Origin of the sequence: Acinetobacter sp. YH12069 (assembly GCF_013419675.1) — a bacterium.
Taxonomy (GTDB): Bacteria; Pseudomonadota; Gammaproteobacteria; order Pseudomonadales; family Moraxellaceae; genus Acinetobacter; species Acinetobacter amyesii.
Map to the genome: position 1 here is coordinate 92,259 of NZ_VOZS01000007.1, position 16,300 is coordinate 108,558.

At 41.3% G+C, this 16,300-nt stretch carries 14 protein-coding genes; 8 read left to right on the forward strand and 6 right to left on the reverse strand.

Going from position 1 to position 16,300, the window contains the following annotated elements; genetic code table 11:
• Positions 1-6 precede the first annotated feature (6 nt).
• Positions 7-894: a LysR family transcriptional regulator ArgP gene (locus FTU16_RS06740; protein ID WP_180162955.1), complete on the forward strand. Its 888-nt coding sequence runs from the start codon at positions 7-9 to the stop codon at positions 892-894.
• Positions 895-911: 17 nt separating this feature from the next.
• On the opposite strand, the gene FTU16_RS06745 is transcribed toward FTU16_RS06740, so the two are convergent.
• Together FTU16_RS06745 and FTU16_RS06750 are read right to left on the reverse strand one after the other, a co-directional pair.
• On the reverse strand, positions 912-1,478 hold the full coding sequence (locus FTU16_RS06745) for a YceI family protein (RefSeq protein ID WP_180162956.1): 567 nt from the start codon (positions 1,476-1,478) through the stop codon (positions 912-914).
• Between the two features lie 87 nt (positions 1,479-1,565).
• Positions 1,566-2,135 (reverse strand): nicotinate-nicotinamide nucleotide adenylyltransferase, encoded by a 570-nt coding sequence (locus FTU16_RS06750; protein WP_180134987.1) that lies wholly within the window; start codon positions 2,133-2,135, stop codon positions 1,566-1,568.
• Between the two features lie 106 nt (positions 2,136-2,241).
• Here FTU16_RS06750 and FTU16_RS06755 point away from each other — a divergent pair, with 106 nt between their 5' ends.
• Positions 2,242-3,042, forward strand: coding sequence for an enoyl-CoA hydratase-related protein (locus tag FTU16_RS06755; RefSeq protein ID WP_180162957.1), 801 nt, complete (start codon positions 2,242-2,244; stop codon positions 3,040-3,042).
• Positions 3,043-3,137: 95 nt separating this feature from the next.
• Positions 3,138-3,911, forward strand: coding sequence for a nitroreductase family protein (locus FTU16_RS06760; RefSeq protein ID WP_180162958.1), 774 nt, complete (start codon positions 3,138-3,140; stop codon positions 3,909-3,911).
• Between the two features lie 209 nt (positions 3,912-4,120).
• Here FTU16_RS06760 and FTU16_RS06765 read toward each other — a convergent pair whose 3' ends face one another.
• A complete protein-coding gene (locus tag FTU16_RS06765; protein ID WP_180162959.1) occupies positions 4,121-4,438 on the reverse strand; it encodes an NGG1p interacting factor NIF3 in 318 nt (105 codons plus the stop codon).
• A 15-nt stretch (positions 4,439-4,453) separates the two neighbouring features.
• A complete protein-coding gene (locus FTU16_RS06770) occupies positions 4,454-5,335 on the reverse strand; it encodes a LysR family transcriptional regulator (RefSeq protein ID WP_111883955.1) in 882 nt (293 codons plus the stop codon).
• 156 nt (positions 5,336-5,491) lie between these two features.
• On the opposite strand from FTU16_RS06770, the gene FTU16_RS06775 reads away from it, so the two are divergent.
• The gene (locus FTU16_RS06775) at positions 5,492-7,234 is read left to right on the forward strand and encodes an FAD-dependent monooxygenase (RefSeq protein ID WP_180162960.1); all 1,743 of its coding nucleotides are present in this window, start codon (positions 5,492-5,494) and stop codon (positions 7,232-7,234) included.
• A 305-nt stretch (positions 7,235-7,539) separates the two neighbouring features.
• Positions 7,540-8,157, forward strand: a complete 618-nt coding sequence (locus FTU16_RS06780; RefSeq protein ID WP_180162961.1) for a hypothetical protein — start codon at positions 7,540-7,542, stop codon at positions 8,155-8,157.
• Positions 8,158-8,192: 35 nt separating this feature from the next.
• Here FTU16_RS06780 and FTU16_RS16515 read toward each other — a convergent pair whose 3' ends face one another.
• Together FTU16_RS16515 and purL are read right to left on the reverse strand one after the other, a co-directional pair.
• A complete protein-coding gene (locus tag FTU16_RS16515; RefSeq protein WP_257223017.1) occupies positions 8,193-8,321 on the reverse strand; it encodes a KGW motif small protein in 129 nt (42 codons plus the stop codon).
• A 327-nt stretch (positions 8,322-8,648) separates the two neighbouring features.
• Positions 8,649-12,485: a phosphoribosylformylglycinamidine synthase gene (purL, locus tag FTU16_RS06785; RefSeq protein WP_180162962.1), complete on the reverse strand. Its 3,837-nt coding sequence runs from the start codon at positions 12,483-12,485 to the stop codon at positions 8,649-8,651.
• A gap of 460 nt (positions 12,486-12,945) precedes the next feature.
• Between purL and FTU16_RS06790 the strand changes: the two genes are divergently transcribed.
• From FTU16_RS06790 to ruvB, 3 genes are all read left to right on the forward strand, one after another.
• Complete coding sequence (locus tag FTU16_RS06790) at positions 12,946-14,286, forward strand: deoxyguanosinetriphosphate triphosphohydrolase (RefSeq protein WP_180162963.1); 1,341 nt, start codon at positions 12,946-12,948, stop codon at positions 14,284-14,286.
• 127 nt (positions 14,287-14,413) lie between these two features.
• Positions 14,414-15,016, forward strand: coding sequence for a Holliday junction branch migration protein RuvA (ruvA, locus tag FTU16_RS06795; RefSeq protein ID WP_180162964.1), 603 nt, complete (start codon positions 14,414-14,416; stop codon positions 15,014-15,016).
• A 247-nt stretch (positions 15,017-15,263) separates the two neighbouring features.
• Positions 15,264-16,271 (forward strand): Holliday junction branch migration DNA helicase RuvB, encoded by a 1,008-nt coding sequence (ruvB, locus tag FTU16_RS06800; RefSeq protein WP_168378058.1) that lies wholly within the window; start codon positions 15,264-15,266, stop codon positions 16,269-16,271.
• Positions 16,272-16,300 lie beyond the last annotated feature (29 nt).

The window sequence follows — 16,300 nt, forward strand, 5'->3', positions numbered from 1 at the left end:
TGACTCATGTTACAAAGCAAACATAGTGAAGCATTTCTTGCAGTTGCAGAAACAGGAAGCTTTGAACAAGCGGCACTACGTTTAAACATTACGGCATCTGCGGTCACGCTCAGGCTGCAAACCTTAGAAAAGAAATTAGGTCATGTACTCATTGTGCGTGAACGGCCCTGCCGCCCAACACTCGCAGGCCAATCTTTATTGCATTATCTACAACACAGCAAATTACTAGAACATAATTTTCTGCAAAATCTAACAGGACAAACGGCGAATGCTTTCTATCGAGTCAATATTGCAACCAATGCTGACTCACTTGCAACATGGCTGCTTCCGCTACTCAAAGACCTCTTAATTGAAGAAAAAATCGTGATTCATTTTCAGGTCGATGATCAGTCACAAACACATCATTTATTAGAAGCAGGACTGGTCAATGCCTGTGTCACAACAGAATCAGAAGCCATGAAAGGCTGCGTTGCAGAATATCTGGGAGAAATGCATTATCGCTTTGTAGCAACTCCTGATTTTATCCAAAGATGGTTCGGTCAAGGTGTGACGCGAAGTGCGTTAAGGGCTGCACCTGCACTGATTTTTAATGAGAAAGATGACCTGCATACGCAATCGATTCAGAAAAATTTCGGACTCAATCCTTCACAATATCCGCATCATTTCATTCCCTCTTCAACGGCATTTTTTGATGCCATTACGATGGGCTTGGGCTATGGATGGTTACCCGACTATCAAAGCAAAGACTTATTGGCAGTAGGAAAATTGATAGAGCTTTCAACAGAACTCAGTATTGATCTAGCTTTGTATTGGCATCATTGGAACCAACAATCTGTTCAATTACAAAAATTGACTGCTGTTGTGCTGCAACATGCCAATGATCATATGTGTTAAACCCATTAAGACTGCGGTTATTCAAGCCGCCATTGGCCTTTGAGCTGTATCAATACTTGCTCACCAACACCACCCAGTGCTTTACGCATACCAAAATCACTACGCTTAATGGTTGCTAAAGATTGAACATCCAACACTTTTGGATTTTGCGGACTTGGAGTGAGTGTAGTATCGAAGATCACCGGTTTAGTGATACCACGAATGGTGAGATCCCCTCGAATCATATATTTCGCATAAGCCACGGGTTCGATTTGTTTACTGACGAACTTCACTTGCTTAAATTCAGCGGCATCAAAATATTCACTTCCCAAGATTAATCCCTTTAAGCTTGGGTTACTAAAACTAATGCTATCTACATCTAACACTAAATGCACTGAACCTTTATGTGGAATTTCAGGATCAAACTTAAGGTTCGACTGAACCTTATTAAAGCGCCCTTCTACAATAGACAGCCCCACAGATTTAATGCCAAATGTGACCTGACTATTAGGCGTTAGCGTCCATTCAGCAGCATGTAGGGGCAATACACAGCATAAAGCGAAGGCTCCCATATATTTTGCTAACGTTCCGTGACGCAAATTCATGTTTTTCTCCTGAATAAAACACAGCCTAAAATCACTACAACGTTTATTTTTTTGCTCCATTGTAGTGCTAGAAATTTTAGCGTTTTTTTATAGCAGATTTGTTTTATCCTGAGTCATAAATTTGTGTTGAAGTTGTTTATAAATGTCTGTCTGTTGAAATTTTTGCAAAAATTCGACGGTACCTTGAGGAAAAGCATCATGCTGAATTTCACCACGATAATACGCCTCGCGTACCGGTGTCGCAGAGATCGCCCCTTCTAGACTATCCAGCTCAACCATTTCCCATTCGGGGAAGAATTTTAAATAATAAGAAGAATCATCTTTAAAATGTCCAATCAAACCGACTTTTGCATTCGTTTCAACCACCTCATTCACCAAAGATTTGACTAACTTTTGCCATTTTTCATCGTTATATACATCAATCACATGTACAAACTTGATTCGCTTCTGATCTTGCTCTGAAAAATTCGACAGGATCATCTGCTCACGTTCTGACGCTAAAAATGGATTTTTGATATTACGTTCATTTTGCGCCGAACCAAGCGCTAGAAGCACATATTGACTTTGTTGTAAGGCAATTTTAATGGTTTGCAAATGCGCTAAATGGAACGGCTGAAAACGCCCAATGAAAACCAAATAATCAAATGTATATTTCATATCAAATCAAACTTTTTATGAACTGAGCAGTTGTGCCACAGGCTGAAATATGCGACATAATGTCGAGCATAAAATCAAAACGAAACTTTTACGCAAGGATAGTACGATGACACTGAGCTGTATTCAACAACCCCATGAACATTTGAATGCGAATTTGGACAATGGCGTACTGACCTTAGCCATTAACCGACCTCAGGCGAAGAACGCGCTGTATACAGAATTATATCTGTGGATTGCCAAAGCATTAGATGAAGCTGATCAGGATTCTTCAGTGCGTGTAGTTGTACTCCGTGGTCAAGATGCGGACTTCAGTGCGGGCAATGACATGCAAGATTTTATGAAATCTGCTGCTCAAAAAGGACAAGCTCCAGCTGCAGAAGGCGCACCTTTTATTTTATTAAAATCTGCTGCTCAATTTTCTAAGCCGCTGATCGCTGCGGTTCGCGGTGTTGCCATTGGGATTGGTGTTACGATTCTGCTTCATTGCGATCTTGTCTACAGCGACAATACTGCCCTATTCCAAATTCCGTTTGTGAGCCTTGGTCTATCGCCTGAAGGTGCATCGAGCAAGCTATTGGTTCAACAAGCCGGCTACCATAAAGCGGCTGAATTACTCTTAACCGCTCAGAAGTTTGATAGTGCGACAGCGCTTTCAGCAAATTTGGTCAATAGCATTGAAGAAGATGCTTATGCGACAGCTGCGAAAAAAGCAGCACAGTTATCTGCACTTCCACTAGCATCTTTGGTTCAATCAAAAGCATTAATGAAACATAATGTAGATGAAATCGTGGCATGGATTGACCATGAAGCTGAAATTTTCATGGATCGAGTAGGCTCTCCAGAAATGATGGAAGCTGTTGCCGCCTTTATGCAAAAACGCAAACCTGACTTCTCTCAGTTCAATTAATGTTTTAATGGAACTAAAAAACCACTCATATTTGGGTGGTTTTTTTCATCTCAGCCCCAATCTATTTTCTAAATTAAAAAACTGGATGTTTCCACATGACTGTAGTATCACAAACTGAAACTAAACCTGAAAAGAAACGCTACTACGAGCCTGCGCCTGAAGGCATCGATATCGAGAATTTTAAAAAAGTTGTACAAAGCCGTCGTTCTGTACGTAAGTTTACCGACAAGGCCATTCCAAACGACGTTTTAGATGAATGCTTAGACCTCGCCTTGCTTGCACCGAATTCATCGAATTTACAACCGTGGACATTCTATGTAGTTCAGAACCCTCCAAAGAAAAAACAATTGGTGAAAGCTTGCTTAGGGCAACTAGCTGCAAAAACTGCTGCTGAATTGATTGTCTGTGTCGCGCGTACCGACCGTGTAGATGAAATGGCAAAACGGAATATTTCTGAATTTCCATTTCCTGAAGCACCTGCAGCGGTACAGAAGTATTACAAGTTTATTCCTTATAACTATAAAACTGGTTACTTCAACGCCCTAGGTAACTTTAAGAAAGTTGCTTTCAAAGTTGCACGTACACTGGATAAACAATTGCCTGTAACAGCTTTTAATGAAGCAGATGCAAAACTTTGGGCGAGCAAAACCACAGCATTGGCTTGTGAAAACTTAGTTTTGGCTTTACGTGCCTATGGTTTTGACAGTTGTATGATGGAAGGTTTTGATGAACCTTTGGTGAAGAAGATTTTAGGATTAAATGCTCAGCAATACCCAGTGATGGTGATTGGTGCAGGTGAACGTGCTAAAGATGGTGTGTTCTTCCCGCAGTATCGTTTTGATCGTGAGCTGTTTATTCAGAAAATATAATTTGCTTTCAAAAGAATAGTCACAACCACAATTAGCTACGTGACTTTAGTTTATAACGCGTGGGTATTACGTTACTTTGAGGGGATCAAAGTAACCAAAATCCCTTGTTAGACAGAAGATTCATCCTTGAATCTCTGTCTAACGGGTTACATCCATGTCACCCTTCGTGTATCTACTTTTTTCTATAACTTAAAAATTTAAAAGCATCATTAAAATTGAATATCCACCATTTGAATAAACTCAAATGCCGGCTCTTCATAAGGATGACTTACTTTTAAAGCCCTTGCGACCTCACTCGCCTTCTCTTCAGGCACGATGGTTTCCACACGCCATTCAGGGATAGACTCTAGCTGCTCCAACTCACCAATAAATGGATTTGCACCTTTTACAGGTTTAAATTGCCCCTTCCCTAAAACTTGCCAAGCACAGTGTTCATAGTTTCCTATACCACCTGCTCCTGCTTCAAATACGGCCAGTTTAGTCGACTCTAGGTGAGACTCAGGTACATAATAAATCAGTTTTAACATTGGTTATTCCAGACTCTATTGTGCAGTTACATTATTTAAAGCACTGTAAATCATTTTCAATGCAACATTATTCGATGCATTCGGATAGGTTGCATATAAACCTAGTTTCGGTAATTCCACATCTGTTTGAATGACTTTGACCGAATCATTTAAAAATTTGAGTAAATATTCGGGCACAAAACTCAGGCCCATGCCCATATTAATCAAATTTAAATGCTGCATGACATTTGTTACCCACAGCATATGATCATGTTGATGCTGATCAAAAGGAATCAAGGCATTTAAGGTATCGTAAAACACAGGAGAAGCATTTTGCTCACACATAATAATGGTGTGATTTTTTAATTCTTGAAGTTTTAAGATTCGATCTGATGGATGCAGATGCGCTGCACCGACTAGATAGATCTGCTCACTTAAAACCTGAATATTGGTAAAGTCGTCATGACTTAAGTGATAACGAGTAAAGCTAATATCCAATTCAGTATTTTTTAGTTTTTGAATCTGCTCTGTACACGTCAAGCTATGTAAATGAATTTTCAAATCAGGGATATGTTGTTTTAATTGCGCCAAAATACTCGGCATAATTTTCAATTCTGCGACATTTAAAAAGCCAATATGTATTTGATTATTTTTGGCTTGCGCCACGTGGCGAGCTGCTGCTATAGCTTGTTTGGCATTTTCTAGTGCTTGCTCTGCATATTTCAGAAAAGCCTGCCCCTCATCGGTCAGTAAGACTTTTCGGGCAGAACGTTCAAATAATTGCACCCCAACCTCCTGCTCTAAGTCTTTAATTTGCTGACTGAGCGATGGTTGTGCTGTAAATAGTTTTTCCGCTGCCTTAGTGAAACTCTGTTCTTTCGCCACCGTCACAAAATAACGTAAATGTCGTAATTCCATTCGCTTCACTCCACACACTCACTACATCACCCGTGTCATGCAGTCAAAATACCAATAGATCTATAGTTTATATGAATATCCATTCTACTCGGAAAATCATTTGCCTAGACTGCGGACTATTCCAAGTTTGCGCTTCACATACACATGGAGTTTTGTATGACACAGCAATACGATACCGATGTTCTGATTATTGGCACAGGGCCTGCAGGTTCTACTTTAGGTTTAGCCTTGGCAAATTACGGTATTCAGGTTCAGCTTTTTACCCAATTTAATTGGTTAGCCAATAGTCCTCGTGCCCATATTACCAACCAACGTGCGATGGAAGTGTTACGTGACTTAGGTATCGAAGAACAAGTTCTCGACATTGCCACACCTTGGGAACAAATGGGTGAAAGCCTCATTACCACGAGCCTTGTCGGTGAAGAAATTGCCCGCATGAGTGCTTGGGGAACCGGTGATGAACGTCATGGCGATTATATTAAAGGCAGTCCTTGTCCATTGGTCGATCTCATTCAGCCGAAAATGGAAGCTTTGTTAGTAAAAAATGCGGCTGAACGTGGTGCAATTTATAATTTTAATACTGAATATTTATCGCATATCCAAGATGAACATGGCGTAACAGCAACATTCCTTAATCGCATTACCCAAACTGAATTTAGCTTACGTGCCAAATATTTAATTGGCATGGATGGTGCGCGTTCTAAAGTGCTTGAAGAGCTTGATTTGCCCCTGGAAGGGATCATGGCTCGTGCAGGTACAGTCTATGTAACCTTTAAAGCTGATCTTTCACAATATGTGAAAAACCGCCCTGCTATTTTGCAATGGATTGTTAACCCAGAAGCGAGCTTTGGTGATCTGGGCATGGGCTTACTCCGTGCCATTACACCTTGGAATGAATGGATTATGGGTTGGGGCTTTGATATTTCCAAGGGCGAACCACAAGTCACCGAAGAACAAGTTCGTGCGCGTCTAAATGCCTTTGTCGGTGCTGAAGTTGAAAATGTCGAGATTCAAAAACTGTCTTATTGGTATGTGAACCAAACATGGGCAACTGAATACTCGAAAGGTCGTGTATTCTGCGGCGGTGATGCGGTACATCGTCATCCACCATCAAGTGGCTTAGGTTCAAATACCTGTATGCAAGATGCCTTTAACCTCGGTTGGAAATTGGCGTATGCCATCAAAGGTTGGGCTGTTCCTGCTCTACTTGAATCTTATACCACTGAGCGTGCGCCTGTCGGCAAGCAAATCGTGGCGCGTGCCAATCAATCTCGCTTTGACTATAAGCATCTCAAAGAGGTATTTGGCTTTGACCAAGGCATCACAACTCAAGCTCAAATGATGCAACGTATTTTTGCGGAAGATGAACAAGCTGCAGAAATTCGTCAAAAGCTATATCAAGCCTTAGAAATTAAAAACTTTGAGTTTAATGCCCAAGGTGTAGAGTTGAATCAGCGCTATACATCCAATGCCATGATTGCTGAATCTGAAGCAGAAGTCTTTGAGAAAGATCAACAGCTTTACTTGCAAGCAACCACGCGTCCGGGGGCTAAAGTTCCACATACATGGTTGATTAATACCAAAGGCCAAAAAATTTCAACCTTAGACATCACAGGCAAAGGGCGTTTTACCTTAATTACGGGCTTGTCTGGCAAAGGCTGGAAGCAAGCTACAGAAGCTTTGGATTTGCCTTATTTGGATGTTATTCAAGTTGGTTCTCGTGAATACCGTGACGTTTATGGTACATGGAATGCGAAATCTGAAATTCATGAATCAGGCGCTGTCTTAGTTCGTCCAGATGGTTATGTCGCTTGGCGTTATCAAGAAAGCACTAATAAAGCTTTTGATTATGAAAATACGTTGAAGGCGGTGTTAAAGCAGATTCAGTTAATGATTTAAATAGAATCATTAATAGTCAATCATCAAAGCAAATTTTAATATTTGATCACGGAACCTGCGACATGGATGTCGCCCGTTAGAAGACTCTGTCGGACTAAATGTTGAGTTGGTATTGTCTCTAAATTTACCACGTACAGTGCTCAAAATTACCTACCTCTGACACCTGCTTCAAATACGGCAAGTTTGGTAGATTCAAGATGCTATTCAGGTATGAAGTAGATAAGCTTGAGCATTGCATTTGATATATGAAAATTTACCTAATGCTAAGTTATATTAAACCTATTAAAAATATATAAAGATTAACAATGACTAAAACCTTTGAACAACAATGGAATGATCACTTTCCAAATAAAGTTCCAATTCCATACGTATTTAAATTTTATTTTTCAGAATATTGGTTCCGTATACACAGTTTTCCAAAGTCTAAACAATATGCAGACACAACAGAAGAAGTGCTACTTTTATTAGATCATCAAAATCAGATCATTACAGATTGCTTAGGCTTCGATACCTCGGTTTACCTTGTGACTGGTAATTATATTACGCCACATTATTCTCAGCCAGAGCCAAATTATTTCCACCCTGAGTATGATAGAAGAAAAATCATTTCCTACAATTTAATAGAATCTCCTTCTATAAATCTACATCAGATAGATCCTGATTACTTTGATGATGGTGATAAAAATGATGACTGTTTTATACCTTTATACACTCAAGTAATATGGCGGCCTAAAAAACATGATGATTTATTATTAAAAATTGCAAATGAAGAAATTGAAGCCTTTCTCATTTCATTTGATAAAAAAATTATTGTTGCACCTTATGATGGTGGTATTGATTTTATTATTCAAGATGAAATTCTTAAACAGGACTTAAAAGTAAAATATAAAGACTGGCTATCTCCCAGAGATGATGGTTTATAAAAAACCGCCTCACGGCGGTTTCTATATTTCAAATATTACATCTGCAACGCATAACCCAAAACTAAAAACACCAACTGCAAACACACCACTGCACCAAAAAGCTTCCAGCCCTTTTTACGCAGCGCAGATTTATCCACTGCCGAATATTCTGCTGTTTTAATCATGTCATCACCTCATCATGAGTGTTGATACTGAACTCGTTTAGCTATCCATCTTTCTTTTATCTTGCTGTCTTTTATCTTGCTTAGTTATTGTGCATAAATTACACACTAGCATGTTTCCACAAATATAAAAGCAAAATCTAAACCAAGTTCAGTGGGAGAAATAAAAATTTAAAACCAACAAAAAACCACCCGTAGGTGGTTAAAAATCGAAAGCGATTATATGTGTAAAAACAAGCATTCACAATAATTAATATATCTTTTGGTAAATTTTAATCATAAAAAAAGCCACCCGAAGGCGGCTCTTTTCTATGATTCCTCTTTCTAAGATTAACCAATAAATTTACGTGCATTACGGAACATACGTAACCAAGCGCCGTCTTGATCCCAATCTTCTGGTTTCCAAGAATGCTGAATCGCACGGAAGTTACGTTCAGGGTGCGGCATCATAATCGTTGCACGACCGTCTTTAGACGTTACACCTGAAATCGCTTCTGGCGAACCATTCGGGTTCATTGGGTAATGCTGCGTTGGGTTGCCTTGGCTGTCTACATAACGCAAGATCACTTGATCGCCTGCATTCAATGCTGCAATGTTTTCCGCGCTAGCAACTACACGGCCTTCACCATGTGCTACAGCGATAGGAAGAATCGAACCTTCCATACCTTCTAACAATACAGAGTTCGATTTTTCAACGCGTACGTTGACAGCACGTGCTTCAAACATCTCTGAAGTATTGCGGTGGAAACGAGGCCAAGCTTCTGCACCCGGAATTAATGGTGCAAGCTGAGACAGCATTTGACAGCCGTTACAAATACCTAGAGAGAAAGTTTCATCACGGTTGAAGAATTTCTCAAATTGGTCACGAAGTTTCGGGTTAAACAATACAGATTTAGCCCAACCGCCGCCTGCACCCAATACGTCACCGTAAGAGAAACCGCCACATGCAACTAAACCTTCAAAGTCATCAAGACTGATACGGCCAGCAAGCAAGTCGCTCATGTGTACGTCTACAGTGTTGAAGCCGACTTTATCGAATGCAGCAGCCATTTCTACATGACCGTTTACACCCTGTTCACGCAGAATCACCATGTTTGGACGGCGTTCATTGATGTACGGTGCTTCGATAGGCTCGTTCAAATCAAATGTTGGTTTTGCAATTAAACCTGCATGTGATTTGTCAGCAATCAGCGCATATTCTTGATCCGCAGTTTCTACGTTGTCACGTAAACGTTGGATTTGATGTGACACTTCTGTCCATGCTTGCTGTAATTCAGCACGGTCTAAGCACAAACCATTTACAGTTAAAATATCTGTATCATTTACAGTACCTACAACCGCAATTGCATCTTTAAGGCTAGACGCTGCAACTTCAGCTTCTAAGGCAGCCCAATCCGCTTTGCTGATTTGAAGCACTGCACCAATTTCTTCTGCAAACAAGCTTGCAGTAGATTGATCTTCAAGTGCTACACCTAGGCGTGAAGCAAACATCATTTCTGCAACAGTTGCCAGCAGACCGCCATCACCGATGTCATGGTAAGCCTTGATTAGACCACGGTTGTTCCAGTCTTGAACCAATGCAAAGAATGCTTTGAAGTCATCGAAGCTGTCTACGTCAGGTGTTACAGAACCAATTGCTTTATAAACCTGAGCAAGGATCGAACCGCCAAGACGGAATTGACCTTTAGACAAATCAATACGTACCAGTACAGACTCGATATTTTTCAATTCAGGTGTCAATGTTTTGCGAACATCAGTCACAGGTGCAAATGCAGTGATCACGCCTGACATTGGAGAAGTTACAGATTTATCGATGCCTTCGTCATTCCACGTTGTACGCATAGACAATGAGTCTTTACCTACTGGAATTGCAATACCTAGTGCAGGACACATTTCCATACCGATGGCTTTAACACCTTCGAATAATGCTTGGTCTTCACCTTGTTGACCTGCAGCAGCCATCCAGTTTGCAGACAATTTAATGTCGCTGATCTGGTCGATTTTTGCAGACATGATGTTTGAAATGGATTCTGCTACTGATAAACGTGCAGACGCAGCAGGATTTAACAATGCAACTGGCGGACGTTCACCCATTGCCATTGCTTCACCTGTATAACCTACAAGGCTAGTTGTTGTTACCGCAGCATCCGCTACAGGCACTTGCCACTTACCGACGAACTGATCACGTGCAACCATACCTGTAATCGAACGGTCACCAATGGTGATTAAGAACGATTTAGATGCAACAGTTGGATTCTTAAGAACGCGGTAAATCGCATCTTTCAAATCTGTTACTGTTTCAGCAGTGAAGTCATCGCCTTTACGTTCAATCGTTTCGTATGAACGGCTCATGCGCGGTGTGCCGCCAAGCATCACTTGCATTGGCATATCCACAGCTTTGTTGCCGAATAATGGATCTTCAACCGTTAAATGACGCGCTGCAGTCGCTTCACCTAGTACGGCGAATGGACAGCGTTCACGTGCACATAGTGATTCAAAGAGTTCTAAAGATGATGGACGGATTGCCAATACATAGCGTTCTTGCGCTTCATTCGACCAGATTTCCATCGGAGACATGCCTTTTTCAAGCGATGGAATTTTACGCAGATCAAGTACCGCACCTAACTCGTGATCGTTCACAAGTTCAGGCATTGCATTTGAGATACCGCCCGCGCCTACGTCATGTACAGACACGATTGGGTTATGATCTTCCATGCGCCAGCAAGCATCAATCACTTCTTGGCAACGGCGTTCCATTTCTGGGTTTTCACGCTGTACAGATGCGAAGTCTAGGTTTTCACCCAACTTACCGCTGTCTACAGAAGACGCTGCACCGCCGCCTAAACCAATCAGCATTGCAGGACCACCTAGTACGATCAGTAAATCGCCTGGTTGAATCGCATCTTTTTCTACATGGTCAGGACGGATGTTACCGTAACCACCGGCAATCATAATTGGCTTATGGAAGCCTTTTACATCACCATTGACATTTTGTTCAAATGTACGGAAGTAACCATTTAACGCAGGACGACCAAATTCATTGTTAAACGCTGCACCACCCAATGGGCCTTCAATCATAATTTGAAGTGGAGATGCCATACGAGATGGTTTGCCGTAGTTTTCTTCCCATGGCTGTTCAAAGCCCGGAATGTTCAAGTTAGATACGGTAAAACCTGTTAAACCTGCTTTTGGCTTACCACCACGACCTGTTGCGCCTTCGTCACGGATTTCACCGCCCGAACCTGTTGCTGCACCAGCAAATGGTGCAATCGCTGTCGGATGGTTATGTGTTTCCACTTTCATCAAGATGTGAGCGGCTTGACTCTTGTATTTATAAACGTGGTGACCTGTTTCAGCATCTAGTTTTGGATAAAAACGCTGTGTGTCAAAACCAACAATTACAGAAGCGTTGTCTTTATATGCCGACAATACATCTGTAGGTGATTCTTTATAGGTGTTTTTAATCATTTGGAACAATGACAATGGTTGAACTTCACCATCAATTGTCCATTCTGAACCAAAGATTTTATGACGGCAGTGTTCAGAGTTTGCTTGAGCAAACATCATCAATTCGATGTCATGCGGGTTGCGACCCATTTTTGTGAATGCATCGGTTAAATAATCGATTTCTTCATCAGAAAGCGCAAAACCAAATTCAGAGTTAGCTTTCACCAACGCTTCTTTACCTTGACCCAAAATATCAATTGAGTTTAAAGGCTTTGGTTCAGTTTCAGAGAAAAGTGCCGCAGCATCTTCAATAGCATTGAAAACACTTTCGGTCATGCGGTCATGTAATGCTAGTTTTACTTCATCAGAAACAGCATTTACGCCCTTCAAAGTAAACAAAACACCGCGTTCAAGGCGATGAACCGGTGTATTACAGTTTGCAAAAATATCCGTTGCTTTCGATGACCACGGAGAGATTGTCCCAACGCGTGGCGTCACTAATATTTGGACTTCATCACTTGCTGGCTGGCGCAATTCAAAAGATTGACCATCATTAAGCAGCTGTAAAGCAGATTGCTGTTGCTGTTCGCTTAGCGCTTGGTCAAATAGATAGACCAATTGGCTTTCAATTTCTTGAACAGAACTAATCGAAGATAGACGTGTTAATAGTTGCGTTTTCTTAAAAGAAGAGTGTGCTGGTGCACCGGCCACGATAAACATGCTGATTTTGGCTCCACGGGCTGGTCTTTTGAACCAAGCCGCAATGTGACTTGAAGAGAGCGCATATTCTACTGTGAATTAGTTAAATCAGCTAGATGCCAAAAGCAGTTTCTATCCGAGAATGGCACAAGATTTTTTAAATTTTGTTTTTATTTTCAGTCAAAAAGATTGAATACAGCAGCGCAGCTTAGCACAAAATAAATTGTAAAAAACATTAATCGAAAATTAATATCAATTTTAGAATTTTGAGGCTTTCAAGGCGGCATTACCAATGGGTTTGAATCAGCGAATAGTCTAGCCAATGAATAATATTTATCTTAAAAACACCCTACCTTAATACGAATAATTCTACACCTACACCGATACCCTTAAATAAAGTGTCAAGCTATGACGCTACCCACTATTACTTTAGTCACAAGTTTGGCATCATAGTTTTTAGTAAATAACTGAATAATGATAAATGACTCAAATGCGTTGGCTTGAACTTCTTTCTACAGTTCGTATTGGTAGCAATAAACACAGTTCTGAACAGGCACGTAGCCCCTTCCACAAAGACTACGACCGCATTATTTTTTCGCAAAGCTTTCGACAATTAAACCGCAAGACCCAAGTCCATCCCCTCACCCAACATGATGGCATTCATACTCGCCTAACTCACTCTTTAGAAGTGTCTTGTATTGGACGTTCACTGGGGATGCTGGCGGCTGAGAAAATTAAAGATGAACTCCCGATGTGGATTTCACCTGCCGATGTCGGTGCAATTATTCAAGCTGCGTGCTTGGCACACGATATTGGTAATCCACCTTTTGGCCATGCAGGCGAATATGCCATTCGAGAATGGTTTGATGACGCATCGCATACCAACTTTTTACAGGACTTAAGCCCTGAAGAAGAAGCCGATGTGCGTCAGTTTGAAGGTAATGCACAAGGCTTACGTTTACTGACTAAAATTGACTATCATCCGAATGATGGTGGTATGCGTTTAACCTATGCAACTTTAGGTGCATATTTAAAATACCCGTGGCTTTCAAAAACCATTGCATCGCAAGGCAATAAACCTGCAAGCCAACGAGCAAAGTTTGGTTGTTATCAAGCAGAAAAAGAAATCTTGCAGCAAATTGCAGAACAACTCGGTTTAATTCAACTGGGCGAATATCACTACTGTCGTCATCCGTTGACCTATTTGCTTGAAGCCGCAGATGACGTTTGTTATGCCTTAATTGACCTTGAAGATGGCATTATCCTCAACATGTTGAACTATAACGAAGTTGAGCCAATTTTCCTTGATTTGGTCGGTGACTATGGCATACCTGCCGAATTGGCGATGACTGATACCACTTGGCAACAAAAAATTGCCGCATTACGTGGTCGAGTGATGAAACGTCTAGTCGAAGAAGTCACGACAGCCTTCGCCCGCCATCATCATGAAATTTTGTCAGGTCAACTTAAAGGCAGTTTATTGCAATATTGCAGTGAAGATATTGAAATCGGGATTAACCGTGCCAAAGAACTGGCTCGTGATAAAATCTTTGAACATCCGCATAAGGCAGGTTTGGAAATTATTGCACACCAAAGTTTGCAAAATATTTTGGATGCCTTTATTCCACTGACCACGCCCAATAAAACTTTGAGCTTTAAAGAGCAACGATTGATGTCTATTTTACATCGTTCAGGAGCACATTTTGGGCCGTTGCATTATGAAAACATCATGCAAGTATTGGATATTATCTCTAAATTTTCAGACCATCAGGCTTATAACCTTGCACAGGAACTTCAAGGCAATAAAGTTGGTTTCTTTTAAACCATTAAAATATCGAAGGCTAGCAATTCACTATCCTTCACGCTAATCTCACAACAAATTGGACATGTGGGAAATACCCACAGTGAACTTAAATATAGTCTGAACTTAAATAAAGTGAATAAATGACATGATCGGATGTTTAATTGGCGAAGTGCTGGCATTGGAAGCACCAACAGTATTACTCAATGTAAATGGTGTGGGCTATGAAATTGACACCCCACTTTCTACATTTTGCCAACTACAAAAAGGTCAAAAAATTACCCTGTGGACACATCTGGCTGTTCGTGAAGATGCACAACTGCTGTATGGATTTAGCAATGCTCAAGAAAAACTGATTTTTCGCACACTTTTAAAAGTTAACGGCGTAGGCCCTAAAATGGCACTGGGCATTTTATCAACATTAAGTGTTGAAATGCTGATTCACACGGTTGAACATGAAGATGTAAACACTTTAGTCAAAGTTCCGGGTGTAGGCAAAAAGACCGCTGAACGCCTCATGATTGAGTTACGTGATCGCTTTAAAGCCATGGCTTCAGGCACTGCACCAACCAATTCAACTGTTGAACAAATTCAATTTACGGGCAACTCTGCCGTAGCTGAAGCTGAAGCGGCCTTACAGTCTTTAGGTTATAAATCTGCTGAAGCACAAAAATTAGTGAATGCTGCCAAAGGTGACTTTACTGAAGCCAGCGACATTATCCGTGCAGCACTTAAGTCGATGAATAAATAATTCAAATAGACATACCTATACACCTAAATTGGATACACGAAGGCGACATGGATGTCGCCATGTTGGATTGGGATATAAGGATATATCCTCAATCCAACACAAGATTTACTTGCGGACTTTTAAATATATTTAAAAGCCCTCATTTTGATCTTTCAAAAGTAAAGCAATGCCTACACAATGGCACCTTAACACAAATCACAACTTGAGGCTGTGCCTCGAAAGTTCAGCCAGAGATTGATTTAATTATATGCAAGACCGTCTTATCAGTGGTTCAGAAAAACCCGAAGACCACTTCGACCGCGCCATTCGCCCAACTTCCCTCGATGACTACATCGGGCAGCCTGTCGTCCGTGAGCAAATGGAAATCTTTATCGGTGCTGCACGTGGCCGTGAAGAAGCACTCGATCACACCTTAATTTTTGGCCCACCGGGTTTAGGTAAAACCACACTGGCCAATATTATTGCCCGTGAAATGGGTGGTAACTTAAAATCGACATCAGGCCCTGTCCTTGAGCGTGCAGGCGATTTGGCTGCAATGCTAACCAACCTCGAAGAAGGTGATGTTTTATTTATTGATGAGATCCATCGACTTTCACCGGTCATCGAGGAAATTTTATATCCAGCTATGGAAGACTATCAGTTGGATATCATGATTGGTGAAGGACCAGCTGCCCGTTCGATCAAACTGGATTTACCACCCTTCACTCTTGTTGCAGCGACGACTCGTGCAGGCCTACTGACCTCTCCTTTACGTGACCGTTTTGGTATCGTACAACGCTTAGAGTTTTATTCTGTCAAAGACTTAACGCATATTGTGACTCGTTCTGCCAACTTGATGGATGTGCCCATGACCGCCGAAGGTGCTCAAGAAGTTGCACGCCGTGCTCGTGGGACACCTCGTATTGCAAACCGTTTATTACGCCGGGTCCGTGATTATGCGCAAGTCAAAGGCACAGGTGAAGTAACCCAAGAGATGGCTCAACGTGCTTTGGACATGCTAAATGTCGATAAAGATGGTTTAGATACGCTAGACCGCCGTTATTTATCAATGCTACTAGAGCGTTTTGATGGTGGCCCTGCAGGTGTAGAAGCTCTAGCTGCTGCTATGGCAGAAGACTCAGGGACGCTAGAAGATGTAATCGAGCCCTACCTCATTCAGCAAGGCTATGTCATGCGTACTGCGCGTGGACGTATTGCCACCAATATGGCGTATTTACAGTTTGGGATGACACCACCAGAGCCGAAAGATAAGTAAACGATAATTCACTGAACGACTTCAGGGAG